Below are 24,489 nucleotides of genomic sequence, written 5' to 3' on the forward strand. Positions count from 1 at the left end.
GCGGAGGCCAGCGCCGCCGCCACCTCCTCGCGGAACTGGAGGGACATGCTACGAGCTTTTCGACCGGCATAAAGGGGCTCCTGAACCGCGTTACCCCTCGAGCGCGGCCCATCGGAGCGCGTCGGCAAACGCGAGCGCCGAGTCGTAGCGCTCGGCGGGGTCGGCGGCGAGCGCGCGGGACGCGACGCCGGCGAGCTCGCCGCCGCGATCGTCGGCGAGCAGGCGGTCCGCGAGCGCACCGAGCTGGTAGACGTCGACGGCCTCGGGTGCGGGGTCGTCTTCGGGCGGAGCGGACCGATCGGACCCGTCCAACCCCGCGGCGAGCCCCCAGTCACCCACCAGAACGTCGTCGCCTGCGATCCAGACGCTCTCGGGGGTCAACCGCCCGTGGACGGCGCCATCGCGGTGGGCCCGGTGGACCGCTTCGGCGGCCGCGGCGACCGCGCGGGCGATCCACTCGATCGACCGATCTGCCGCGCGGGCGTCGAGCGTCGTTTCGACGGGGTCGGTCACCGCCCACGGCTCGGGGTCGACGCCCCACGCCCGCACGCTGAGAACTCCCGAGGCGCCGAGATCGCTCCACGTCGCGAGCGCGTCGGCGAACGCGTCGTCGTCGACCGCGTCGCCGTACCGGTGGAGCGAGACCCGCTGGTCGGCGGGCGTCCGGGCTCGTCGAACGTCAGCGAGGGTGGTCTCGGCGATCCGTTCGCCGGGTTCGAGGTCGCCGATGTCCATCGACGCGTCGGGAGTCGAGTCGTCTCGACCGAACCGGCGGTACGCGCCGGCGAGCACCGCCGCGCCGACCGCGCCGCCGACCGCGAGCCCCGCGGTCGACGAGAGGGCGCGGTAGGCGTCGTAGAGCGGCGTCGACTCGGGCGGCGAGACGGCGAGGACGGTCCCGAAGACTGTCCCGAGATAGAGCGCTCTCCGGTCGAGGCGGGGGAGATACGTCAGTTCCCCGGGGTACTCGAACCGCCACTTCGGCGCGCCGGTATCCGCGTTCACCCCGTACAGCCCGTCGTCGTGACTGTGTACGACGGCGGTGCCGTCGGCGATCCCGATCAGGTAGGCGGCCGCCTCGCGCCCGGTCGCGAACCGCCAGCGCTCGGTCCCGTCCGCCGGCGCGAGCGCGGCCACGAACCCCTGCCCGCTGGCGTACACCGCGTCGCCGACCCGGCGCGGCCGCCAGTCCAATTGGGCGCCCGCGTCGAACCGCCACCGCTCGGCGCCGTCGGACGGCGAGACCGCCCGGACGACCGACCCGTCGTTGAGATACGCGCCGTCGTCGGTCACTGTCCCCGGGAGGCCGTAGGCCTCGTCCTCGCCGGTCGACACGCGCCAGCGTCGGGTCCCCTCCCGGTCGAACGCGTGGAGGGCCGCCCGCCCGGTGTCCCAGACGAACACGCGGTTCTCAGTCGCGCCCGCCGTCGAGATGTGGGGATAGGACGAGCCGTAGCCGGCGTCCTCGACCGGCTGAAACCGCTCGCGCCACCGGACGCGGCCGTCGGCCGCCGAGAGCGCGTACAGTTCACCCTCCGTCGTGCCGAGGTACGCGCGTTCGCCGTCGGACACCAGATCTGTCCAGGGAAACCCCTCGGCGTCTGTGAACCGCCACCGCTCCCGACCGTCCCGGATCGAGAGCGCGACGATACCGCCGTCACGCTCCACGAGGACCGTTTCCGACAGCGTCCCGTAGACGGCGGGGTTCTCGCTCCCGTCGAAGCGCCACCGGACCGCCCCGGTCGCGGCGTCGAGCGCGACGAGCCCGCTCGCGTCGACCACGAGGGCCAGCCCCGCCGCGAAGACCGCGTAGGGGCGAGTCTGGGAGCCGCGGCTCTCGACCTCGTACCGCCAGCGCTCCGCGCCGTCGGTCGAGATGCCCGCGACCCCTCGCTCGGTGACGGCGGTCAGCACGCCGCCTGTCGCGCCAAGAAGCGTCGCGGAGTCGCCCGCGTCGGTCGACCACCGAACCGTCGCCTCGGGGACGAAGGGGTGGTCGGTGATCGCGTCGGTCGCGTTCGTCACCTGCCAACTGCCGAGACTCGCGGCCGAGGCGGCGAGGCCCGCGCCGAGGAGCTCGCGTCTGTTGGGGGACCGCGTCATCACCGTACACCGGTCACTCGACCTACATTTCACTTCCCATCCGGGGCGACGGCCAGAACACCGACACCTTTTGGGCGTCGCCCGCATACCACGGTCCACCATGAGCGACTCGTCGGGACCCAAGCAGGTGGACTCTCCGGACTACCACAGCGAGAACCACACCGCGGCCCAGACCTGCGGCTGGACCGCCAACGCCCTGCGCGGGGAGGGCAAGTGTTACAAGAACATCTTCTACGGCATCGAGTCCCACCGGTGTATCCAGATGACGCCGGTCGTCAAGTGCAACGAGCGGTGTGTCTTCTGCTGGCGCGACCACGCGGGCCACGCCTACGAGCTCGGCGACGTCGAGTGGGACGATCCCGAGGCGGTCGTCGACGCCAGCATCGAGCTCCAGCAGAAGCTCCTGTCGGGGTTCGGCGGCAACGACGAGGTCCCCCGCGAGGTGTTCGAACAGAGCATGGAACCGCGCCACGTCGCGATCAGCCTCGACGGCGAGCCGACCCTCTACCCCTACCTGCCCGAACTCATCGAGGCGTTCCACGACCGCGACATCACCACCTTCCTCGTCTCGAACGGCACGCGCCCCGAAGTCATCCGGGAGTGTGACCCCACCCAGCTGTACGTCAGCGTCGACGCCCCGGAACGGGCCACCTTCGACGAAGTCGTGAAGGCCATGGAAGACGACGCGTGGGAGAAGCTCGTCGACACCATGGACGTGCTCGCGGACAAAGACGAGACCCGGACCGTGCTCCGGACGACGCTGGTGGGCGGGGAGAACGTCCGACATCCGGAGTGGTACGCCGGGTTCTACCGGCGGGCCGACCCCGACTTCGTGGAGCTCAAATCCTACATGCACGTCGGCGAGTCGCGAGACCGCGTGGCGCGGTCGTCGATGCTCGACCACGACGACGTCGTGGCGTTCGCCGAGGAGATTCAGGCCCACATGCCCGACCACGACTACCTGAAGGAGGTGCCGGTCTCGCGGGTGGCGCTGTTGTCGAAGACCGACGAGACGTGGGTGCCGAAGCTGAACAAAGAAAGCGACTTCTGGGCGCGCGACCCCGTCACCGGCGACTGACTCACACCCGTTCGAGCTCCTCCTCGGTCGCCTCGCTCTCGACGTCGCCCGTGTTTCGCGTCTCGGTCGGCTCGAACAGCAGGACCTCGACTTCCGACGGCGCGACGGGTCGGTGTTCGACGCCCGCGGGGACGACCAGCAACTCGCCTTCGCCCAGCACCGCGTCCTCGCGCTCGCGGAACTCGACCCGGAGTTCGCCGGTCCGGACCAGAAAGAGCTCGTCGGCCTCCTCGTGGGAGTGCCAGACGAACTCCCCGTCGAGCTTGGCGAGCTTGACCGCCTGTCCGTTGAGTTCGGCCGCGATCCGCGGCGACCAGTGGTCGTCGAACGAGTCGAACGCCGCCTCGAGGTTCACCGTCTCCATGAGCGAGGGGTGGCGCTCGACCCGGAAAGCTCTGGGGGCGGCCCCGAAGGGAAACGACTACGTGGTGGCGGACCCAAATTTCACGTCCGACGGCGCGCGCCTCTCCGTTCCAATTCTGAGAAACGTACCGCATCCGTTATCCTTAAACCGCGAGCGACCGGAGTTTCACCTATGTCAACGACCCAGCCGCGTGCAGTCGGCTACGACGAGCTCGCGGCGCTGAAGCTGCTCGCCCTCGACGGCGGACTGGAGGGCGAAGTCAAGATCTCGTGCTCGGCGCTCGCCGAGCGCCTCGACGCGTCGAACCAGACCGCCTCGCGTCGGCTCCAGGGGCTCGACGAGGCCGGGCTGGTCGAGCGCGAGATGGTCAGCGACGGCCAGTGGGTCTCGGTCACCGAGGACGGCGAGTGGGCGCTCAAACGCGAGTACGAGGACTACCGGCGCATCTTCGAGGGGCCCGCCGGCGTCGACCTGACCGGCACCGTCACCAGCGGGATGGGCGAGGGCCGCCACTACATCTCGCTGTCGGGCTACATGGCTCAGTTCGAGGATCGACTCGGCTACGAGCCGTTCCTCGGCACCCTCAACGTCGAACTGACCGACGAGAGCGTGCGCGCCCGGTCGGCGATGGAGGCCATGGAGCCGGTGGCCATCGACGGATGGGAGGACGACGAGCGAACCTACGGCCCCGCTGTCTGCTACCCCGCCGTGGTCGAGACGCGAGACGGCGAGACCTACGAGCAGGCCCACACCATCGCGCCCGAACGCACCCACCACGAGGACGACCAACTCGAGATCATCGCCCCGGACAAGCTCCGCGAGGAACTCGGACTCGACGACGGCGACCACGTCACCGTCCACATCGAGGAGGGGCCATGAGCCGCGCCGCCGCGGGCGTCGAGGCCGCTGTCGAGGCGTTCCGGGAGGGATCGCCGGTGCTCGTCCACGACGCCGCCGACCGGGAAGGCGAGACCGATCTGATCTACCCGGCGGGCGCGGTCGGCCCCGCCGACGTCTCCCGACTGCGCAACGACGCCGGCGGCCTGATCTGCGTCGCGCTCGCCGACGAGGTGGCCGAGGCGTTCGACCTGCCGTTCCTCGAAGACGCGCTCGACCATCCGGCGAGCGCGAGCCACGATCTGGGCTACGACGAGCGGTCGTCGTTCTCGTTGCCGGTGAACCACCGGGACACCTACACCGGGATCACCGACGAGGACCGCGCGAGAACCATCGCCGAACTCGCCGCGGCGGCCGCCGATCCCGACGGCACCGACTTCGCCGCCGAGTTCCGCGCGCCGGGTCACGTCAACGTCCTGCGGGCGGCCCCGGACCTGCTGGCCGACCGCGAGGGCCACACCGAACTGGGAATCGCGCTGGCCGCCGCCGCGGACCGCGAGCCCGCGGTCGTGGTCTGTGAGATGCTCGACGACGAGACCGGCGGGGCGCTCTCGCCGGCCGACGCCCGGGCGTACGCCGACCGGTACGGCTTCCCGTATCTGGAGGGGTCGGACATCGTCGGCTACGTCGACTGAGCCCGCGTCGATTCGCGGTGCGAACCGTCAACACTCATTACGGAGGCGTGCGTTCGTCGGGACGTATGAGCTTCGACGAGATGGACGTGGACACGATCTGGATGGACGGAGAGTTCGTCGACTGGGAGGACGCACAGATCCACGTCCTCACGCACGCACTGCACTACGGAACCGGCGTCTTCGAGGGCGTTCGCGCCTACGAGACCGAGAACGGCACCGCGATCTTCCGGTGGGAGGAACACCTCGACCGGCTGTACAACTCGTGTAAGCCCTACGACCTCGACATCGGCTACGATCGCGAGGAGCTGACCGAGGCGACCGAGCGGCTCGTCCGCGAGCAGGACCTCGGCTCGTGTTACATCCGCCCGATCGTCTTCTACGGCTACGACAGCCTCGGTGTCAGCCCCGGCGACAACCCGACTCGGACCGCGATCGCGGCGTGGCCGTGGGGCACCTACCTCGGCGAGGACGCCCTCGAAAACGGCGTCGAGGTGATGGTTTCGTCGTGGCGCAAGCATGCCTCCAGCCAGATCCCGACCAACGCCAAGACCACCGGCCTGTACGTCAACAGCATGCTCGCGGGCGAGGAGGCCCGCCGGAACGGCTTCGCCGAGGCGATCGTGCTCAACAAGGAGGGCGACGTCGCGGAGGGGCCGGGCGAGAACCTGTTCATGGTTCGTGACGGCGAGATATTCACCCCCGGGCTCGCCGAGAGCATCCTCGACGGCATCACCCGCGACACCGTCATCACGCTGGCCGAGGAGCGGGGCTACACCGTCCACGATCAGGCGACGATCTCGCGGGGCGAACTCAACACCGCCGACGAGCTGTTCTTCACCGGGTCGGCCGCGGAGGTCACGCCGATTCGGCGGGTCGACAACGTCGAGATCGGCGACGGCAGTCGGGGCCCGGTGACCGAGGAGCTCCAGACCGCCTTCTTCGACCTCGTCGAACGGCGCACCGACGACCACGACGAGTGGTTCAGCTACGTCGGCGAGTAGTCGTCGCCGTCGACGCGTAGTCGAGCGAGTTCGATCGCTCGCTCACCGCGAGGGCGGCGATTCGGCGGTCTTCTCGTCCTCGACGTCGATGGGGATGCCCGACTCGCTTGTCTCGCCGAACCCCGCGCTCAGGACCCGGGTGAGCGCGTCCTCGACGCTCTCGTCGGTCTCCTCGAAGCGGCTGGGCTCGACCTCGACCACGAACCCGGTGGTGATGTTCGGCGCGGTCGGCAAAAACAGCATCTCGCGGCCGTCGTCGGTGGTCTTGCCCGTCTTGAACGCGGTCATCCGCATCCCGTTCCACGTCTCGAGTTTGACCGGGGCCTGCAGATCGGTCGTGTCCGAGAACGCGGTCTCGGCCGCCATCTTCGAGGCGTTGTAGATGACCCGGAGGCCGGGGACTCGGTTCATCACGCCGTCGATGATCCCCTCGACGAGCGAGCCGACGGCGGTCCGCATCATGTAGCCGACGCTCAACACGAGCAGGCTGAACACGATCAGGACGGTCAACACGCGCAACGACTCGGGGGTCATGTCCTGGAGGAACGGGAGGCCGGCGATCTTGAGATAGAGCCACGCGACGATGTAGGTCGTGACCATGATGGGCGCGAGAACGATGAGACCGCTGGCGATGTCGCGTTTCCACGAGGACATTTGTAGGCAACATCCGACCCCAGGATTATAAACTAGATGCTATCGCGAGCCCGCCCGATCGCGGAGTTCACCCGCCGATGATCGCCCGGGCCGCGAACAGGAGGTTCTCCTTGCGCTCCATCACGCGCCGGTAGAAGTACGACAGCCACTTGCCGCCGTACGGGACGTACTGGTAGACCTCGTACTCCTCGGCGAGGTCGTACTGGGCGTCCTCGCGGACGCCCATCAGCATCTGGATCTCGAAGTCGGTGCCGTACTCGTCGTGGAGGTCTTTCGCCAGCGAGATCATCGCCGGATCGTGGCTCCCGACCGCGATCCCGCCCTCGAAGTGCTCGAACATGTACTCGAGGTACTCCTCGTAGGCCGCGTCGACCGCCGACTTCTCGGTGAGCGCGACCGACTCGGGCTCGTCGTATGCGCCCTTGACGAGCCGAACCTTCCCCGGCACGTCCGCGAGTCGTTCGAGGTCGTCGGCGGTCCGGTGCAGGTTCGCCTGAATGCAGACTCCGACCCCGCCCTCGTGTTTGCGCGCGAGCTCCTCGTAGACGTCGAGGGTCGCGTCGGTCGTGGTGTGGTCCTCCATGTCGATCCAGACGAACAGGTCCCGTTCGGCGGCGTGGTCGACGATGCGCTCGACGTTCTCGCGGAACACCTGCGTCCCCGCGTCGAGCCCGATCTGGGAGGGTTTGACCGAGACGCAGGCGCCGAGGCCCGACCCGTCGATTCCCTCCAACAGCCGGAGGTACGCCTCGGCGTCCTCGTCGGCGGGTCCGCGGTCGTGGTAATGTTCCCCGAGCAGATTCAGGATGACCTTGACGTTTCGGTCGTTGAGCTCTCGGGTGTGGTCGAGCGCCTCGGCGGGGGTCTCGCCTGCCACGAACTTGCTCGCGATTGGCGGGATCATTATTGGGGCTTAGTACCCACTTGACTTATACGATGGGCATTCGAAGCCCCGTCGACGACCGTCTCAGATCGTTTCTCCCGGCAAAACGCTCCGGCTTCGGTTCGGACAGACCGAAGCTATCCGACGCCGAAAGGGGCCGTTTGCTGTTGTCAACTCTGATTACGCGCCGAAACCGTGCTCGAACGGTCACGTTACGCTGGGACCGCCGAGACCGCTTCGGATCGCCGCCGCGAGCGTCGCATACTCGAGTAAAGCCGAATTTCGCCATTTAAGCCGGATCTTACAGTTGCAACGGCCAACGACGTTTTCCGTCCAACCGGGTATAACCGCAGTCGGATCGCACCCGACCAGCGATCGCGACACAGACCCATGCAAGAAAACAGCATCTCGTCCGAGTCAAGCGACACAGCGCTCCAAGACGTCGGTGCCGGTGGCGAAGGGTACATGTTCAACAATCAGTTCCAGCCGGACGCTCAGTTCGTCGTGGTGACGCCCGCATTGGACTGGGCGCCCGAAGGAGCCGGCGAGGGACAGTTCGGGACCGCGTTCAACACCCGGATCGTCCAGTACGTCGGCGCGGCCAACCAGTTCGCGTTCCTGTTCCCGTACGAGGACGCGGAGGTCTCGGAGGGCCAGCGGTACACGCTCGGTGGCGACTGGGCGGACATCGAAGATCAGGCCGACGACGGCACCGTGAACTTCGTGAACGTGACGTTCAATCCCGCGTAGACGACTCAACCATGACAGACAACGACACCACGCTCGATCCGATAGTGAGTGAATCGACGCGTCGAACGTTCCTGAAGGCCGGTGCGGTCGCGTCGGGAAGTGTCGCGCTCGGCTTCTCCGGATTCGGGAGCGTCGCGGCTCAGGACGACGCCGGCGGTGTGGGAGTGATGCTCAACAGCCAGTTCTCGGGCGGCGCGCGGTTCACCGTCGCGTCCGACTCACTCGGGTGGGCGCCCATCGAGAGCGAGTTCGACGGGACGCAGTACGACACCCGCGTCATCAACTACGACTGGTCTTCCGGTGCGTACGCGATGCTGTTCGTCCCGCAGGAAGCCGGCCTGCAGGAGGGCGAAGCCTACGAGTTCAGTACCGGTATCGAAGCCGTCGACGTCGACGAGGGAGTGCTCGACGGCGACCTCCTCTTCGACGACGCCGGCGAGGTCGGGCTGGTCGGGGTGGAGTTCTCGCCGATCCAGTCGGACGCGACGGCGAACGGAAACCAGACGACGGGCGACGAGACCACCGGCACCGAAACGACCGCTCTCGAGACCGCGACGACCGAATCGACCGAGTAGCCCGATCGACCCTCTCGGTCGTCGGCGATCAGGCGTCGCGCGCGCCGACCCGGTGGTGTGTGACCGTCTGGGCCGCGAGCCCCCCGATCAAAAAGACGAGATTCCGGATCGGCGCCCCCAGATCGAACACCTCCACGCGGAGCTTTCGCTCGAAGACCGGCCAGAACGGACTGACCGGCTGTGTTCCCGGTAGCAACACGAGCACGTCGGCGACGACGTGGCTCGATGTCCCCACGAACAGCCCGATGGCCGCCCAGACGAAGACGGCGTTCGCGGTGAGCCTCACCGACCGCGGTTCGCCCGCGACCCGGACGCACGCGACGAACGCGCCGGCCGCCAGCACGCCGCCGCCGACGCCCGCGACCGCCGCGAACAGGAACGTGTGGGTCACGCCGTGATGGGTGACGTACGGGAGGTGGTTGTCAAGATCCGGGAGGAGAGCGACCACCAAGACGAACGCCGAGACGACGGTGCCCGGTTTCCGACCGAGGACGAACGGGATCGGGACCGCGAACAGCATCGCGACGCCGTAGTGACCCGCGGGATACATACCGGATTTTGGTACTGCCCTGAGGCGGTTAACAGTTATCGCCGTCTGGCGATCCGCCGGGCTCACGGTCGGCCCAAGAGGTCGAGTCGGTCGAGCCCCCACGCCCCAAGCCCGAGGCCCGCGATCAGCGCCGTCCCGAGCACGAACAGAGGCAGGACTCGCCCCGGGAGCGGCCCCTCGAACGGGCCGAACGCCAGCTTCCAGACCGCATACGAGGTGAGCGTCGTCCCCACGAGCACCGCGAGGGGTTCGATCGCGTCGGACATCTTCCAGAGAGCGACGACCTCCGTCCGCAAGGGGGCTACGGCCGCTCGTCGACCGCTCCGAACTCCCGGCGCTTAAGGTCTCGGCGTTCGCGTACTCGGTCATGAGCCTCTTCGAGACGATCGTGGTCGCGCTGTGGGCGATGCTCCCCGCCTACGTGCCGAACAACGCCGCCGTCCTCGCGGGCGGCGGCCGCCCCATCGACGGCGGTCGGACGTGGGGCGACCGGCGACTCCTCGGCGACGGGAAGACGTGGCGGGGGACGGCGGTCGGCGTCGCGGCGGGCGCGGCGCTGGCGGTCGCGCTCTCGGCGCTCGCACCGGCGGCGTCGGCGGCTGTCGGCGTCGATTTCCCGACCTTCCCCGCCGCGGTCGCGGTCGCCCTGCCGGCCGGTGCGATGGCGGGGGACATCGCCGCCTCCTTCCTGAAGCGCCGGACGGGTCGTGAGCGCGGCGCGGCGTTCCCCGGGCTCGACCAGCTCGATTTCGTGGTGTTCTCGCTACTGTTCGCGTTCGTCGCCGCGCCCGCGTGGTTCGGCGCGGTGTTCACGCTCCCGGTGTTGGCGGTCGTGGTCGTCGCGACGCCCCTGTTGCACGTCGGGACGAACGCCGTCGCGTACGCCCTCGGGCTGAAAAACGAGCCGTGGTAAGACGACCTTTTACTGCGGGCGCGCCACGAGCGCCGCGCCCTCCCAAACGCTCGATCAAAAACACCGGGAGAGCTTCGCTCTCCCGAGCCTGCGTTCACTCCGTTCACGCAGACACGGCGTCACCGCCTCAGTCACACCCTCGCTTCGCTCGGGTGTTCCTTCGACGGTTCCTTGGTCCGCTCGCGCGTCGCGGTCCGAGAGAGCGACGCTCTCTCGGCATCACGAAAGGCGATGGCTTTCGAACAACTTCGCTTCTCGCTCGCGGTAGCGTGGGTCATCCCCAACTGAAACGCTCGGCCGAGCGATCCGGTCTGACTTAGATTCGCTCCGTAGATTTATAACCGAAGCCGGGACCAACTCGGGGCACGCCGATGGCTCCGAAACGCATCCTCCGAGTCATCGCCTTCGCGTTCGCTGTCGGTCCGTTCGGTACCCTCGTTCGAGCGGAGCCGACGCAAAGGGCACATTTTTTCACGCCCGCCGCCCCCACTACTCTCCGATGGCCAACGAGGAACTCATCGCGGCGCTCAGGGAGGCCGAGGCGGTCAAGTACGGCGAGTTCGAACTCTCTCACGGCGGGACCAGCGACTACTACGTCGACAAGTACCTGTTCGAGACCGACCCGCGGTGTCTCGAACTCGTCGCCGAGGCGTTCGCCGAGCGCGTCGGGGAGACGAAGCTCGCGGGCGTCGCGCTCGGGGCGGTGCCGCTGGTCGCGGTCACCAGCGTCGAGACCGGCAACCCCTACGTCATCGCCCGCAAACAGCAAAAGGAGTACGGCACGGCCAACCTCATCGAGGGCCGACTCGACGAGGGCGAGGAGGTCGTCGTCCTCGAAGACATCGCCACCACCGGCCAGAGCGCGGCCGACGCCGTCGAGGCGCTCCGCGAGGCGGGAGCGACCGTCGACCGGGTCGTCGTCGTCGTGGACCGCGAGGAGGGCGCAACCGAGAACCTCGCGGAGTACGACGTCGAACTCGAATCGCTGCTCACCGCCTCGGAACTGCTCGACGCGGAGTGAGTTGGTCGATTACGCACCTCTGGTCTATCTCTGCTGGAATCACTTCGAGGTATTCAAGTTCGTGGGATGAGTGTGGCGGGGTATGAACCGCGCAGAGAAGGCGAACCTCCAGTTGCGGGCGGTCGCCGTGCTTCGGATGCTGAAGGAGACGCGAACGTACGACGAACTCGCGGCGGTGACCGACCTCCCGGCCGGCGATCTGAACCGCTACGTCAACGGCCACGTCCTGCCGAGTCTCGACCGGGCCGAGGAGATCGTCGGCGGCGTCGGCCGCGACGAACTGGCGGCCGAACTCGAGGCCCGCGTCCGGGTCGACGGCGAGGGGTACGTCGACAACTCCGCGGTCGTGTTCGACCAGTCGTTTCTCGATCTGGTCGCGCCGGTCGCCGCCGAGGCGTTCGGGTTCGACCGCCCCGACGTGGTGCTGACCGCCGCCACCGACGGCATCACCCTCGGGGCGGCGATGGCCGACTACTTCGGCGCCCGGGTCGCCTACGCGAAAAAGTCAAAGGAGACCGCCGTCGAGGAGTTCATCGAGTCCCGCCAGCGCCTCCAGTCGGGGATCGAACTCACGTACTACCTGCCCGCCTCGGCCATCGACGCCGGCGACACCGTGCTGGTCGTCGACGACCTGATCCGGTCGGGCGAGACCCAAGAACTGTTGCTCGACATCGCCGAGCGCGCGGACGCGAGCGTCGGCGGCGTGTTCACGCTCATCGCCGTCGGCGACGAGGGACTCGAACGCGCCGAGGGCCGGACCGCCGCTCCGGTCGGCGCGCTGACGACGTACGAGGCCTGACGCCGACCCCGGCGCCGTTCGCGGGTCGCGTGATATCCATATTTGTGTATATGTGGGGTTTCTCTATGGTAACGGTTAAATAACGCGTCGGGAGTATGCTCACTCGTGCATTATGGGAGCTAACGACGCTGCCGACGAGTCGTCGGGTGCGCTGGCGGAGTACTTCGACTTCGAGGAGCACGGAACCGACCTCCGGACGGAGATCCTCGCGGGGCTGACCACGTTCCTGTCGATGAGCTACATCGTGGTGGTCAACCCGGACATCCTCGCGGCCGCCATTCAGATCGATGGCGTCGGCCCCGACCGGACGTTCCAGATGCTCGCGGTCGTGACCATCATCGCGGCCGCGGCCGCGACGCTCGTGATGGCGCTGTACGCCAAGCGGCCGTTCGCGCAGGCGCCGGGGCTCGGGCTCAACGCCTTCTTCGCGTTCACGGTGGTGCTCGGGCTCGGGATCGACTGGCAGACCGCGCTCGCGGCCGTCGTGGTCGAGGGCGTCGTCTTCATCGCGCTCACCGCGGTCGGCGCCCGCGAGTACATCATCCGGCTCTTTCCCGAACCGGTCAAACTCGCGGTCGGTGCGGGCATCGGGCTCTTTCTCGCCATCATCGGACTGGAGGAGATGCGGGTGGTGGCGGGCGACGCCGCGACGTTCCTGACGTTCAATCCGGTGTTCGCCTCCGATCCGGTCGCGATCGTCTCGGTGGTCGGCCTGTTCGTCACGCTCGCGCTCTACGCCCGGGGCGTTCGGGGCTCGATCGTCTCGGGCATCGTCTTCACGTCGGTGCTCGGCTACGCCGTCGCGTGGCTGGGCTACTCGGCGTACCCGGCCGACGCCGACGCGCTCGCGGAGATGGGCGTTACCCTCGTCGACGTCGCGCTCGCGCCGAACGCACCCGTCACCTACGACGCCGCGAGCTACAACATCGCGCCGCTCGCCGGCGCGTTCGTCTCCGGGCTCCAGAACATCGAGGCGTTCTCGTTCGCGCTCATCGTCTTCACCTTCTTTTTCGTGGACTTCTTCGACACCGCGGGGACGCTCACCGGCGTCTCGCAGGCCGCGGGCTTCCTCGACGACGACGGCAACCTCCCCGAGATGGACAAGCCCCTGATGGCCGACGCGGTCGGCACCACGGTCGGCGGCATGCTCGGGACCTCGACCGTCACGACCTACATCGAGTCGGCGACCGGCGTCGAGGAGGGCGGTCGAACCGGCATGACCGCGCTCGTGGTCGCACTGCTGTTTCTGGCCTCGCTCGCGGTCGTGCCCCTCGCGGTCGCGGTCCCCTCCTACGCCTCGCACCTCGTGCTCGTCGTGGTGGGAGTCATCATGCTCTCGAACGTCGCCGAGATCGCGTGGGACGACATCACCTACACCATCCCGGCCGCGCTCACCATCCTCGTGATGCCGTTTACCTTCTCCATCGCCTACGGCATCGCCGCGGGGATCATCTCGTACCCGATCGTGAAGCTCGCGGCCGGCGAACTCGACGACACTCGCCCCGGCCACTGGGCGCTCGCCGCGGCGTTCGTCCTCTACTTCTTCGTGCGCACGAGCGGGCTCCTCGCCGGTAGCGTCTGACGCGACGCTCGACTCGTTCTCGTTCGCGGCCGCTTATCCCGGCGGGACACGCCGGTCGACGAGTACGGCGGGGTTCGGCGGCCGTCGCCTCGATCGCGACGAGCGTCCGCCGGCGAGGCCGAGCCGTGAGGACTGACTCTCAGTCTGACGTACATTTAACGGGCACCGCGTCGTCACGGCCGGTATGAACCTCGGCTCCGTCTCGCGCTCGCGGCGGTGGCTCGTCCGGATCGCGGTGGCGCTGGTGGCGGCCGCGCTCCTCGCGCCCGCCGCGATCTCCGGCGCCACGTACGTCCTGACCGACGAGGACCCCGGAAACCTCCGGGCGTCTGTCGAAGAGCCCGCGAACGGCACGACCGTCATCTCGATTCAGGGCTTTCACTTCCAGGGGATGGCAAACGAGAACAAGCCCGCCCGCCTCGTCGCGGTCGGCCCCCGCGGCGACGTCGAGTGGGTCCACAACGGTTCGGGATTCGACGCGACGTGGTTCTACGACGTCGACCCGCTTGAGGACGGCCACCTGCTCGTGACCGCGACCGCCGCCGACGAGACGCTGGTGTACGAACTCGACCCCGACACCCAAGAGCGGATCTGGACCGAACGCCTCCCCATTCAGGACACCCACGACGTCGATCTGATCAACGGCGACCGACTGCTGGTCGCGAACATGCGCGAGGCCGGGAAAGACGACCGCCTGTTCGTCTACGACACCGCCGCCGACGAGATCGTCTGGGAGTGGCACTTCGACGACCACTACCCCGAGTCGGTCGGGGGCTCGTCGAACGACTGGACCCACGTCAACGACGTCGACAAGATCGGCGACGGCGAGTATCTGGCCTCCCCCCGGAACTTCGATCAGGTGATCGTGGTGAACCGCTCGACCAACGAGATCGACGCGCGACTCGGGAGCGACGACGACCACGACACGCTGTACGAACAGCACAATCCCCAGTACCTCGAAGGCGAGGACGGGACGCCAACGATTCTGGTCGCCGACAGCGAGAACGACCGGATCGTCGAGTACGCCCGGGACGCCCGCGGTGCGAACGGTTCGAGCGCGTCGGCGTCCTCGGACGGCGAGTGGACCCGGACGTGGAGCGTCGGCACCGACGGGCTGAGCTGGCCCCGGGACGCAGACCGACTCCCCGACGGTGACACGCTGGTCGTGGACACGATGAACCAGCGCGTGTTCGAGATGACCCCCGAGGGCGACGTGGTCTGGGAGTTCCACGCGCCGTGGGCGCCCTACGACGCCGAGCGCGTCCACCTCGGCGACGAACCCGGCGGGCCGACGATGCGGGAGCTGAACGCCTCCGGAAGCTACGACCTGAGCGGTAGCAGCCTCTCGGTCGGCGACAGCGAGGGCGTCGCCTTCTGGATCGACGAGACGTTCGGGGGGACGCCGGTCGAGGCCCAGGCCACCTCCGTCGCCCGGACGTGGGCTCACGTCACGCCGTGGATCCGGCCGGTGTGGATGACCGGCTGGGAGTTCCTCGCGGCGATCGCCGCCGGAATCGCGCTGGTCGCGTGGGGCGCGGGCGAGGCGATCTACCAGCGCCGTCGGCTCCGGACCGGCCTCTCGAACGCCCTGAGGCGGGTGTCGGAGTTGGGAGGGCGGTAGTCCGGCGAGCCGACGGTCGCGTCACGACCTTCCGACACCATCACGTTCTTTGCTCGCAAGCGACTACGCGCCCACATGACGAACCTCGAACTGTACGAACTCGAAGGCTGTCCGTACTGCGCGAAGGTCAAAGAGAAGCTCGACGAGCTCGGTCTCGACTACGAGTCTCACATGGTGGCCTCGTCGCACTCCGAGCGCACCGAGGTCGAGGCGGTCAGCGGCCAGACGGGCGTCCCCGTGCTGGTCGACGAGGAGCACGGCGTCGAAGGAATGGCCGAGAGCGACGACATCGTCGAGTACCTCGAGGAGACGTACGGCGATCAGGCGGCCTGAGGACCCCCGGATCGGTCCGGGCGCGATCCGCCGGCAGTCCGAACGCGCTTTCTGACCTCTGCACTCCGCGGAGTGGCAACAAAGGCTACGTGGCTCCCGCCAGTGCGTCCGACCGTGGTGGAACGCTGGGAACGCACGATAGAGACGATCGGGGTTCGGGGGGAGTAGCGTGGGAGACGCCGAAACGACGACCGAGGGCGACTCCGAGGAGTCGACGACCGAGCAGACGCCATCGCCGGACATTCTGGACTCGCTCATCGAGAGCGGGCTCCACGAGATTCGCCGCGAGCGAAACGGGCTTTTGCTGTCTGGCTTCTCTGCGGGCCTCGACATCGGCTTCGGGCCGGTGCTGATGGCGGTGATTCTCACTCTCTCGACCGGAGGGTACGGCGACCTCGGGACGGAACTGCTGGTGGCGAGCGCCTACGCCGTCGGCTTCATTTTCGTCATCATCGGTCGCTCGGAGCTGTTCACCGAGCACACGACGCTGGCGGTGCTCCCCGTCGTCGACGGGCGGGCGTCGCTCGCGGGACTGGGGCGGCTCTGGGGGCTGGTGTACGCGGGCAATATCGTCGGCGGGGCGGTGTTCGCCGGCCTGCTGGTCACGCTGATGCCCAACCTCGGGGTCGCCTCGCCCGAGGCGTTCGAAACGATCGCGCACAAGCTCGTCGATCACGACCCCGGCTGGCTGTTCGTCGCCGGGATCCTCGCGGGCTGGCTGATGGGACTGCTCGCGTGGCTGCTCACCGCCGCACAGGAGACGATCAGCCGACTCGCGGTCGTCTGGCTCGTCACGGCCTCGATCGGGCTCCTCCACCTCCCGCACTCGATCGCGGGCAACGTGGAGGTGCTGTTCGGCGTGTTCGTCTCCTCGGGGGTATCGGTGACCGATTACGCGACGTTCCTCGCGCTCGCGACCGCGGGCAACGCGATCGGCGGGGGCGTGTTCGTCGCGCTGTTGAAGTACGGTCACGTCGTACGGGGCGGGGGCTGAGTGCTCGCCCGGACCCGGAGAACGATCTGTCCCGGGCGCTCAGGCCGGTTCCTCGGCGCGCTCGCGGATCAGCTTTCGCAGTTCGTCGGGATCGTCGATCTCCTCCAGTTCGTCGCGCTCGACGAGCCCGGTGCCGTCGACGTTCTCGCGGTTGGCCTCGTCGACGAAGTAGACCGATCGGGTGTGGGCGACCTCGCCGATCGAGGACATGATCCGGGCGCGCTTCTCGGCGGCCTTGGTGAACGCCGAGTGGCCCGTGAGGACGTTCTCGTCGCTGTCCTCGTCCTCGCTGACGGTCTTGAACGGCGCCCGAACCGTGGGGTGGACCTCGAAGCCCGCCCGGGTCAACACCGTGACGATGCGCTCGTCGTCGCTCTCTGGCTGGGGGTCCTCGGGCGTGGGGTCGCCGTCGCGGACCTCCTCGGCACCGTCGAGCACCTCGACCGGGCTGGTGAGGTCTCCCTCGAACATCTCTTCGAGCTCGAACGCGACCTCGACGCTCGCGTTCATCCCGTCCTCGTACTTCGAGACGGTGCGCCGAGAGACCCCGAGCTCGGAGGCGAGCTGGCCGAGGCTCCAGCCGCGCTCCTCGCGCTCGTCGCGGAGCACGTCGCCGTCGATGTTGACGTAGAGGCCGCCGGGCGCGGCGTAGACCAGCGGCGCCAGTCCCTCGACGAAAAGCTCCATCGCGGTGTCGGGACTGAACACGGGGACGCCGTGGCGAAAGTAGACGACGCCCGGTTCGAGGTCCTCGTCGCGAGTCCGTAGACCGACGACGAGCGGCGTCGCGTCGAGGTACTCCCCGAGCCGACGCATCTCCACACCGGTCGCGCCGTCGAGCGCGTCGACGTTCGCCAGCACTTTCAGTAACAACAGGTCGCGGCCGCGCCTTGCGGCCACGTCGAAACTCTTCGGTCGAATCGCGCACCGGTCGCTCACGGAGAACCCCGCGTCCTCCAGCATCGCAGTCACGTTCCCGACCAGTGCAGACCGGGACATATCCGCATGTAAGTGATTCCCCTATATATGCGTTGTGTCGAACGTATCCCGACCGCTGCTTGCGATTGGACGCCGCCACGGCGGTACATTCATATTGGAAGACGGACGGCTCCGAAAGCCGTTAGTCCGACACGCCCCTACCGCCGACAGTGACGGTCATCGGCATCGACGACACCGACTCTCGGGAACTCGGGATGTGTACGACCTACCTCGCCGCCCGGGTAGCCGAGCGGGTCGGCGCCGAGCGACGGCTCCTCGTCCGGCTGAACCCCGCTGTCGAGCACAAAACTCGGGGCAACGCGGCGCTGGCGATCCACACCGACGCCGACCCCGACGACGCCTTCGAGGTCGCCCGCGAGGCGGTCGCCGAGGCGGCCGCGACCGACGATCCACGGACGAACCCCGGGCTGGTCGTCGCGCCCGGCGACCCCGGGGCGGTGCCCGATTCGGTCGCCGCGTTCGCCCGCCGCGCGGTTCGCGAGCGGCTCGACGTCGAGGCGGCTGAGGCCGAACTCGACGCCGCGGGCTACCGCCACGCCGGCTGGAAGGTCGGTCGCGGGAAGATCGGCGCGCTGGCCGCGGTCGGCGCGTGGGCGGGGCTGGGCCCCGCGCCGGACGCGAACGGCGTCGACCGCGACGGCTCGAACGCCGCCGACGGCCCGGGGGGCGAGTGGACTTACGAATGTATCACCTATCGGGAGCGCAACCGGTGGGGAACGCCCCGGGAGGTCGACGCCGACTCGGTGTTCGAAGCCGCCGACGATGCCTACCCCGTCGTCTGGGACACCGTCGACCGCGAGACGGGCGAACTGGTCTGTGTCCCCCACACGCCCGGCCCGATCCTCCACGGGATCCGCGGCGACGACCCCGACGCCGTCCGCGAGGTCGCCGAGGCGATCGAGAGCGAGCCCGTCGAACGCCGGGCGGTGTTCGTCACGAATCAGGGCACCGACGCCCACCTCCGAGACGCCCCGCTCTCGGCCGCCGCGAACGGCCGCTCGTACCGGACGACCGGGACCGTCGTCGACGACCCGGAGACGAGGCGGGGCGGCCACGTCTTCTTCGCGATCGAGGACGGCGAGTCGCGCCTCGACTGCGCCGCCTTCGAACCGACCAAGCGGTTTCGCGACCGGGTCCGCGCGCTCCGGGCCGGCGACCGAATCACGGCCTGCGGCGAGGCGTCCGAGGACACCCTCAAACTGGAGAAGTTCGCGGTGCGGTCGCTGAACCGGACGGAACTCGCCACTCCGGACTGCCCGGACTGTGGCCGGTCGATGGAGAGCGCCGGAGCGGGACAGGGCTACCGGTGTCGAGACTGCGCGACGACCGCCGACGGCAAGATCGAACGGGCGGTCGACCGGGAGATCGAACTCGGGTGGTACGAGGTGCCTCCCGAGGCCCGCCGACACATCGCCCGGCCGCTGGTCAGGGGCGGGTTCGACGCACCGACTCACCCCGAGCGGTGACCGCGACGGGCCGACGTCCGGGGATTTCGATCGGCGTCGACCACCGGCCGTCATTCCGACCTCGCGGCGGCGTCCCGAAAAGAGTTAAACCCCGCACCCGTACGCCCGGCTAATGCTGCTGGTCCTGTGTGTGGACCTCGACGACGACCTCGGCCGGAAGACCGACTTCGACACCCCGGTCGTCGGTCGGGACGACGTCGAGCGCGCCGCCGTGGCGCTCGCGACCTCCGACCCCGAGGACAGCGACGTGAACGTCATGTTCGAGGGCGTCCACCTCGCCGACCGCATCGACGACGAGACGGTCGAGGTGGCGGTCGTGACCGGCGTCGACGGGAGCGACGTCGCCGCGAATCGGGCGGTCGGCGAGGAGGTCGACGAGGTGCTTGCCGGGCTCTCGACCAGCGAGGAGGTCCGGGCGGTCATCGTTACCGACGGCGCCCAAGACGAGAGCGTGATCCCGGTCGTCCGATCTCGGGTGCCGGTCGACGGCGTCCGGCGCGTGGTGGTCCGGCAGGCCCAGGACCTCGAATCGATGTACTACACCATGAAGCAGGTGCTCGACGACCCCGAGACCCGCGGGACCGTCCTCGTCCCGCTTGGCATCCTGTTGCTAATCTACCCGCTTGCGGTCATCTCCGACTGGCAGGGGTTGCCCGGCGCGGCGGTGTTCGGCATGACCTCGGGACTGCTCGGGCTCTACGTCCTCGGCCGGGGGCTGGGCGTCGAGCGTCTGCTCGACCGGGCGGCCGAGAAAGCCCGCACCGGGCTGTACGCGGGCCGCGTGACGCTCATCACCTACGTGGTCGCGACCGCCCTGCTGGTCATCGGCGGGGTCCGCGGGGTCGAGATGCTCGAATCGGTGAAGGCCGGGAGCGACGCCCCGGTCGGACCGATACGCGTGCTCGCGTCGCTGGTCTACGGGGCCGTGACGTGGTTCACCGCCGCCGGAATCACCACCAGTCTCGGTCAGATCACCGACGAGTATCTCGCCGACCGCTTCCGGTGGCGCTACCTCAACGCCCCGTTCTACGTCGTCGCGATCGCCGCGGTGCTCCACGCGGTCAGCGCCTACTTCCTCGGGCGCGTCCCGCTGACGTATCTGGCGGGGATGCTCACTGTCGGCACGTTACTCGGCCTCTCGAGCACGCTCGCGTTCGCGGTCGCCGAATCCCGCCAGTCGCGGCGGGCAGAACAGGTCGGCTAGCGCTCGCGGGTCACGACGAACGACGCGAGGTCTTCGAGGTAGCCGGTCGCGGTCTCGTCGGGGGTCTCGGCCCGGTCGAGGGCGGCCAGCGCGGACTCGGACTGCTCGCGAGCGAGGTCGTTGGCCGCCGCGGCGTCGAGGTCGGTCACCTGCACGATCGACGGCCGGCCCATCTCGGCGTCGGTTCCGGTCGGCTTCCCGAGTTCCTCGGCGTCGGCGGTCGCGTCGAGCACGTCGTCGCGGATCTGGAACGCCACGCCGACTCGCTCGGCGTACTCGCCGAACGCCTCGACGGTCACGGGGTCGGCGTCGGCCGCAAGCGCCCCCAGTTCGGCGGCCGCCCGGAACAGCGCGCCGGTCTTCCGGCGGGCGAGTTCCATGTACCCCTCTCGGTCGGTCGGCCGGGCGACCAGTTCGGTCGCCTCGCCCTCGCCGAGTTCGACCATCGCGTCCGCGACCGCGACGGTCGCTCGGGGATCGGACGAAAACAGTTCGAACGCCTCGCCGATGAGCCCGTCGCTCGCGATGATCGCCGGCGCGTACCCGAACTCGGCCCACGCGCTCGCGGTGCCCCGGCGGGTGTCCGACCGGTCGATGATGTCGTCGACCACGAGCGACGCGTCGTGGACCAGTTCGACGCCCACCGCGAAGTCGACCGCGGCCTCGGCGACCCCGCCGGCGGCCTCGCAGGACAGCACGGTGACGGTCGGCCGGACGCGCTTGCCCCCCGACAGCGCGACGTGGCGGACCTCCTCTGAGAGCTCCGTCGGCTCGACCCGGTCGAGGACCGCTTCGAGGCGCTCCTCGACCAGCGCCCGCCGGGACTCGGGATAATCCATCGGCCGGGACTCAGGACCGGCAAAACAAGTACGTGACGATAGCGGAGCGGTTCCGTGACGGTCGCTCCGCACCCGCTTTCGCTCTCGGTCGCGTTGCTCGCTGCGGACACCGCTCGGCGCGGAACGCTCGATCAAAATCCCGGCCGCGAATGTCCCGAGCGGCCGGCGATCGATCCTCCCCGGATCGGTCTGGAGGCGTTACTCGAACTCCTCGATGAGTTCGGGCACGACCTCGAACAGGTCGCCGACGACGCCGTAGTCGGCGATGTCGAAGATGGGGGCGTTCGGGTCGGTGTTGACCGCGATGATCGTGTCCGAGCCCTTCATCCCGGCGACGTGCTGGACCGCCCCGGAGATGCCGATGGCGAGGTAGACGTCGGGGGTGACGACCTTCCCCGACTGGCCGACCTGCCGGTTCTTGGGGAGCCAGCCGTTGTCGACGATCGGTCGCGACGACGACAGCGTCGCGTCGGTCGCCTCGACGAGATCGCGGATGAGATCGAGGTTCTCCTCCTCCTCGATGCCTCGGCCGATCGAGACGATGAAGTCGGCCTCGCTGATGTCGACGTCGCCGCCGCCGACCTCCTCGAAGCCGGTCACCGTCGAGCCGGCGTCGGTGTCGATGTCGACGTCGAACTCGGCCACCTCGGCGTCGCCGACGCCGTCTGCGGCGGGCCACTCCACGCCGCGGATAGTGACCGCCGTCCGGTCGCCGCCGACCTCGACGGTCGTCTCGACCTTCGAGCCGTACATCTCGCGGGTGACTTCGAGCCCGTCGTCGTACTCGAAGCCGACCGCGTCGGTCGCCAGCGAGAGGTCGAGTCGGTTAGCGACTGCGGGGGCGAAGTCGAGCCCGTTGACGCTGTTTGCCATCACCAGCACTTCGGGGTCGAGTTCGGCGTGGAGCGCCTCGACGGCTTGGGCGTAGACGTCGTGGTTGAACTCCTCGCCCTCCGAGACGGTGTGGATGAAGTCGACGCCTTCGCGGTTCAGCTCGTCCGCGAACTTTTCGGTGTCGCCGCTGATGACCGCGACGTGGAGGTCGCCGCCGGTCGCGTCGGCCAGCTCCCGTCCCGCGGTCACGAGCTCGTAGCTCACGTCCCGGAGGTCGCCGCGGCGGTGCTCGGCGACGGCCAGCACGTCGCTCATTCTGCCACCCCCTTCTCGCGGAGGACTTCAGCCAGTCGCCCGGCGGTCTCGCCGGCGTCGCCCTCGAAGAGCTCGGCGTCGCTCTCGCTCTCGGGCTCGTACATCGAGGTGAGGGTGAGATCGCTCTCGACGGCGTCGGCATCGAGCCCGACGTCGTTGAGGGTCTTTGGCGCGATCTCCTTGCTCTGGGCCTGCCGGATGCCCCGGAGGCTGGCGTACCGGGGCTCGTTGATCCCGGTCTGGATGGTGAGCACCGCGGGGAGCTCGATGTCGGTGAGCTCCTCGACGCCGCCCTCCAGTTCGCGGTGGACGTGTGCGACGCCCGCCTCGTGGTCGTAGTCGAGGGCGTTGACGACCGCGCCCCACTGGAAGCCGAGGTGGTCGGCCAGCGAGACGCCGGTCGCGCCGAACGCGTCGTCGCCAGCCTGCACGCCGGAGAGGACGAGATCGGGGTCTTCCTCCTCGACGACGGCGGCGAGCATGTTGGTCTTCGTCTCGACGTCGAGCAGGTCGACGTCTTCGAGCGCGTCGTCCCACACTCGGACGGCGCGGTCCGCGCCCTTCGCCAGCGCCATCCGGATGGTTTCGTCGGCCCGCTCGGGCCCGATAGTGACCGTCACGACCTCGTCGGCCGGACCGTCCTCTTTCAGTTGGACGGCCTCCTCGACCGCGTAATCGTCCCACTCGTTCAGGTCGTACTCGAGGTAGCGTTCGTCTACCTCGGTCCCCGCAATCTCGAAGTCGTCGGCGACTTCCGCGACCTCTTTCACTGTCACCAGGACCTTCATAATAGATGTGTCTCTGGCACGGAGGTAAACGCTTTCGAAACGCACGACGCGATGCCGGTAGTTTCCGAGCTACTCGGTCACGTCCTCGTCCGGGAGGGTGATGAGGTTCTCGCGGCCGATCCGGAGCTTGTCCACGTCGCCGTTGTCCGCCATCTTCGAGAGCAACTGGGAGACTTTGGCGTTCGACCAGTTGGTCTCCTTGACGATGTCGGCCTGCTTCATCCGGCCGTCGTTCTCCTCGAGCAGTCGGAGGACTCGCTCCTCGTCGCTCAACAGTTCCGGATCGGGCTCGGCCTCGTCGTCGCTGTCGGTCTCCTCGGCGGTCGCGCCGCCCGTAGTAGCGTCTTCGGACGGCTCGTCCGACGCGGCGTCGGCGATGTCGGCCTCCGACAGGTCGGGAGCGTCCTCGCGGCGAGTCCACGCGTATGCGCCGGTCCCGCCGGCCAGCACCAACAACAGCAAGACGACTCCCGAGAGGCTCCCGACGTCGGGCAAGCCGCCGCCCGGCGATCCGGGGGTCGTCGAGGCCGGGTTCCGGGGCTCGTAGGAGACCTCGATCTCGCCCGGCTCGAACGACTCGGGGCCCTCGTAGTGGAGTTCGTTGACGTTCGAGACGCCCTTGTTCGGGGGCGTGTTCCGCACCACGTAGCTGTCGGGGCCGTCGATGACCAGCGACTGGTCGCGGGTCAGCTCCGGGAGCCAGGTTCCGGACGGCGTTCTGAACGCGTCGTCGACGACGACGACTCTGTCTTCGACTCGCGAGAAGTTCGTCCAGGTGAACGACAGCGTGAGCCGGCCGACCGTCCCGTTCTCGAGGAGCCTCGCGGACCGACTCGCGTCGCGGATCGCCATCTTTCGGTCGGGGGCGGCGCGGGACCCGATGCGTTCGAACGTCTCGCTGGTGACCCCGACGTCCGTCTCACCGCTCTCGTACTTCTCGGCGAGCTGTCGGAACGCCGCCGTCTCGTTCTCGTCCCGGAGGGCGAATTGCGTCGTTACCGTCCAGTCGGCGTCCCCGGTCTCGCGGAGGGAGACGCGCATGATCGTTTCGTCGCGGGTTTCGTTGGTCTCCGTCGCGGTCTCGCTCTGCTGTAGGGGCGTCGCGGTCAGCTCGTCGGTCGACTGGCCGACGCCAGCGGCGGCTCCGGCGACGGGACCGAGGGCGAGGAGGGCGACGAGGAGGGCGGCGAACCACCGCATACAGTCGCGTGAACACGCCGACAAGAAAATACTTTCTATCCGGAGATAAAACGTCAGCGCGCTCCGTGAAACGTCTCGGGCGCTCTGATGG

26 protein-coding genes are annotated in these 24,489 nt (G+C 68.6%); 15 read left to right on the forward strand and 11 right to left on the reverse strand.

Annotation, left to right across the window (positions count from 1 at the left end; translation table 11 throughout):
* Positions 1-90 precede the first annotated feature (90 nt).
* Positions 91-2,103: an outer membrane protein assembly factor BamB family protein gene (locus EPY72_RS07195; protein ID WP_168216005.1), complete on the reverse strand. Its 2,013-nt coding sequence runs from the start codon at positions 2,101-2,103 to the stop codon at positions 91-93.
* Between the two features lie 100 nt (positions 2,104-2,203).
* Here EPY72_RS07195 and twy1 point away from each other — a divergent pair, with 100 nt between their 5' ends.
* A complete protein-coding gene (twy1, locus tag EPY72_RS07200; RefSeq protein WP_134668366.1) occupies positions 2,204-3,181 on the forward strand; it encodes a 4-demethylwyosine synthase TYW1 in 978 nt (325 codons plus the stop codon).
* Between the two features lies 1 nt (position 3,182).
* On the opposite strand, the gene EPY72_RS07205 is transcribed toward twy1, so the two are convergent.
* Complete coding sequence (locus EPY72_RS07205; protein WP_134668368.1) at positions 3,183-3,545, reverse strand: cupin domain-containing protein; 363 nt, start codon at positions 3,543-3,545, stop codon at positions 3,183-3,185.
* A gap of 171 nt (positions 3,546-3,716) precedes the next feature.
* On the opposite strand from EPY72_RS07205, the gene EPY72_RS07210 reads away from it, so the two are divergent.
* From EPY72_RS07210 to EPY72_RS07220, 3 genes are all read left to right on the forward strand, one after another.
* Entirely contained in the window at positions 3,717-4,424 is a 708-nt protein-coding gene (locus EPY72_RS07210; RefSeq protein ID WP_135805997.1) for a DUF120 domain-containing protein, read from the forward strand.
* Positions 4,421-5,077 (forward strand): 3,4-dihydroxy-2-butanone-4-phosphate synthase, encoded by a 657-nt coding sequence (gene ribB / locus EPY72_RS07215; protein ID WP_134668372.1) that lies wholly within the window; start codon positions 4,421-4,423, stop codon positions 5,075-5,077. The genes EPY72_RS07210 and ribB overlap by 4 nt, the downstream gene beginning before the upstream one ends.
* Before the next feature lie 65 nt (positions 5,078-5,142).
* Positions 5,143-6,078, forward strand: coding sequence for a branched-chain amino acid transaminase (locus EPY72_RS07220; protein WP_134668374.1), 936 nt, complete (start codon positions 5,143-5,145; stop codon positions 6,076-6,078).
* Between the two features lie 42 nt (positions 6,079-6,120).
* Here EPY72_RS07220 and EPY72_RS07225 read toward each other — a convergent pair whose 3' ends face one another.
* Positions 6,121-6,732 carry a DUF502 domain-containing protein gene (locus EPY72_RS07225; protein ID WP_134668376.1) on the reverse strand — a complete coding sequence of 204 codons (612 nt, stop codon included), beginning with the start codon at positions 6,730-6,732 and terminating at the stop codon, positions 6,121-6,123.
* A gap of 67 nt (positions 6,733-6,799) precedes the next feature.
* Positions 6,800-7,636 carry a proline dehydrogenase family protein gene (locus tag EPY72_RS07230; protein ID WP_135805998.1) on the reverse strand — a complete coding sequence of 279 codons (837 nt, stop codon included), beginning with the start codon at positions 7,634-7,636 and terminating at the stop codon, positions 6,800-6,802.
* A 369-nt stretch (positions 7,637-8,005) separates the two neighbouring features.
* Here EPY72_RS07230 and EPY72_RS07235 point away from each other — a divergent pair, with 369 nt between their 5' ends.
* Both EPY72_RS07235 and EPY72_RS07240 read left to right on the forward strand, forming a co-directional pair.
* Entirely contained in the window at positions 8,006-8,365 is a 360-nt protein-coding gene (locus EPY72_RS07235; RefSeq protein ID WP_134668379.1) for a hypothetical protein, read from the forward strand.
* An 11-nt stretch (positions 8,366-8,376) separates the two neighbouring features.
* Positions 8,377-8,940 (forward strand): hypothetical protein, encoded by a 564-nt coding sequence (locus EPY72_RS07240; protein WP_135805999.1) that lies wholly within the window; start codon positions 8,377-8,379, stop codon positions 8,938-8,940.
* Positions 8,941-8,968: 28 nt separating this feature from the next.
* On the opposite strand, the gene EPY72_RS19285 is transcribed toward EPY72_RS07240, so the two are convergent.
* Both EPY72_RS19285 and EPY72_RS19290 read right to left on the reverse strand, forming a co-directional pair.
* On the reverse strand, positions 8,969-9,490 hold the full coding sequence (locus tag EPY72_RS19285) for a metal-dependent hydrolase (protein WP_168216006.1): 522 nt from the start codon (positions 9,488-9,490) through the stop codon (positions 8,969-8,971).
* Positions 9,491-9,552: 62 nt separating this feature from the next.
* The gene (locus EPY72_RS19290; protein ID WP_168216007.1) at positions 9,553-9,756 is read right to left on the reverse strand and encodes a hypothetical protein; all 204 of its coding nucleotides are present in this window, start codon (positions 9,754-9,756) and stop codon (positions 9,553-9,555) included.
* A 101-nt stretch (positions 9,757-9,857) separates the two neighbouring features.
* Here EPY72_RS19290 and EPY72_RS07250 point away from each other — a divergent pair, with 101 nt between their 5' ends.
* The 7 genes from EPY72_RS07250 (at position 9,858) to EPY72_RS07280 (ending at position 16,753) form a co-directional block, all read left to right on the forward strand.
* Complete coding sequence (locus EPY72_RS07250) at positions 9,858-10,403, forward strand: CDP-2,3-bis-(O-geranylgeranyl)-sn-glycerol synthase (protein WP_135806001.1); 546 nt, start codon at positions 9,858-9,860, stop codon at positions 10,401-10,403.
* 499 nt (positions 10,404-10,902) lie between these two features.
* Positions 10,903-11,424 carry an orotate phosphoribosyltransferase gene (pyrE, locus tag EPY72_RS07255; protein WP_134668387.1) on the forward strand — a complete coding sequence of 174 codons (522 nt, stop codon included), beginning with the start codon at positions 10,903-10,905 and terminating at the stop codon, positions 11,422-11,424.
* A gap of 82 nt (positions 11,425-11,506) precedes the next feature.
* Entirely contained in the window at positions 11,507-12,223 is a 717-nt protein-coding gene (locus tag EPY72_RS07260) for a phosphoribosyltransferase family protein (protein WP_134668388.1), read from the forward strand.
* Positions 12,224-12,335: 112 nt separating this feature from the next.
* A complete protein-coding gene (locus EPY72_RS07265) occupies positions 12,336-13,805 on the forward strand; it encodes an NCS2 family permease (protein WP_135806002.1) in 1,470 nt (489 codons plus the stop codon).
* A 184-nt stretch (positions 13,806-13,989) separates the two neighbouring features.
* Complete coding sequence (locus EPY72_RS07270) at positions 13,990-15,426, forward strand: arylsulfotransferase family protein (RefSeq protein WP_135806003.1); 1,437 nt, start codon at positions 13,990-13,992, stop codon at positions 15,424-15,426.
* Between the two features lie 75 nt (positions 15,427-15,501).
* Entirely contained in the window at positions 15,502-15,759 is a 258-nt protein-coding gene (locus EPY72_RS07275) for a glutathione S-transferase N-terminal domain-containing protein (RefSeq protein ID WP_135806004.1), read from the forward strand.
* A gap of 169 nt (positions 15,760-15,928) precedes the next feature.
* Positions 15,929-16,753 (forward strand): formate/nitrite transporter family protein, encoded by an 825-nt coding sequence (locus tag EPY72_RS07280; RefSeq protein ID WP_210423508.1) that lies wholly within the window; start codon positions 15,929-15,931, stop codon positions 16,751-16,753.
* 39 nt (positions 16,754-16,792) lie between these two features.
* Here EPY72_RS07280 and EPY72_RS07285 read toward each other — a convergent pair whose 3' ends face one another.
* A complete protein-coding gene (locus EPY72_RS07285) occupies positions 16,793-17,752 on the reverse strand; it encodes a transcriptional regulator (RefSeq protein WP_134668396.1) in 960 nt (319 codons plus the stop codon).
* Positions 17,753-17,901: 149 nt separating this feature from the next.
* Between EPY72_RS07285 and EPY72_RS07290 the strand changes: the two genes are divergently transcribed.
* Together EPY72_RS07290 and EPY72_RS07295 are read left to right on the forward strand one after the other, a co-directional pair.
* Positions 17,902-19,218 carry a tRNA(Ile)(2)-agmatinylcytidine synthase gene (locus EPY72_RS07290; protein WP_135806005.1) on the forward strand — a complete coding sequence of 439 codons (1,317 nt, stop codon included), beginning with the start codon at positions 17,902-17,904 and terminating at the stop codon, positions 19,216-19,218.
* A 112-nt stretch (positions 19,219-19,330) separates the two neighbouring features.
* Entirely contained in the window at positions 19,331-20,422 is a 1,092-nt protein-coding gene (locus tag EPY72_RS07295) for a DUF373 family protein (protein ID WP_134668399.1), read from the forward strand.
* On the opposite strand, the gene EPY72_RS07300 is transcribed toward EPY72_RS07295, so the two are convergent.
* The 4 genes from EPY72_RS07300 to EPY72_RS19295 all read right to left on the reverse strand — a co-directional run bounded on the left by EPY72_RS07300 (position 20,419) and on the right by EPY72_RS19295 (position 24,398).
* Complete coding sequence (locus tag EPY72_RS07300) at positions 20,419-21,261, reverse strand: polyprenyl synthetase family protein (RefSeq protein ID WP_134668401.1); 843 nt, start codon at positions 21,259-21,261, stop codon at positions 20,419-20,421. The two genes, EPY72_RS07295 and EPY72_RS07300, sit on opposite strands and share 4 nt — an antisense overlap.
* 198 nt (positions 21,262-21,459) lie before the next feature.
* The gene (locus EPY72_RS07305) at positions 21,460-22,410 is read right to left on the reverse strand and encodes an electron transfer flavoprotein subunit alpha/FixB family protein (protein WP_135806006.1); all 951 of its coding nucleotides are present in this window, start codon (positions 22,408-22,410) and stop codon (positions 21,460-21,462) included.
* A complete protein-coding gene (locus EPY72_RS07310) occupies positions 22,407-23,198 on the reverse strand; it encodes an electron transfer flavoprotein subunit beta/FixA family protein (RefSeq protein ID WP_135806007.1) in 792 nt (263 codons plus the stop codon). The genes EPY72_RS07305 and EPY72_RS07310 overlap by 4 nt, the downstream gene beginning before the upstream one ends.
* 69 nt (positions 23,199-23,267) lie before the next feature.
* On the reverse strand, positions 23,268-24,398 hold the full coding sequence (locus EPY72_RS19295) for a helix-turn-helix transcriptional regulator (protein WP_168216008.1): 1,131 nt from the start codon (positions 24,396-24,398) through the stop codon (positions 23,268-23,270).
* Between the last annotated feature and the right edge of the window lie 91 nt (positions 24,399-24,489).

The sequence above is a fragment of the Halorussus marinus genome (genome assembly GCF_004765795.1).
Taxonomy (GTDB): domain Archaea; phylum Halobacteriota; class Halobacteria; order Halobacteriales; family Haladaptataceae; genus Halorussus; species Halorussus marinus.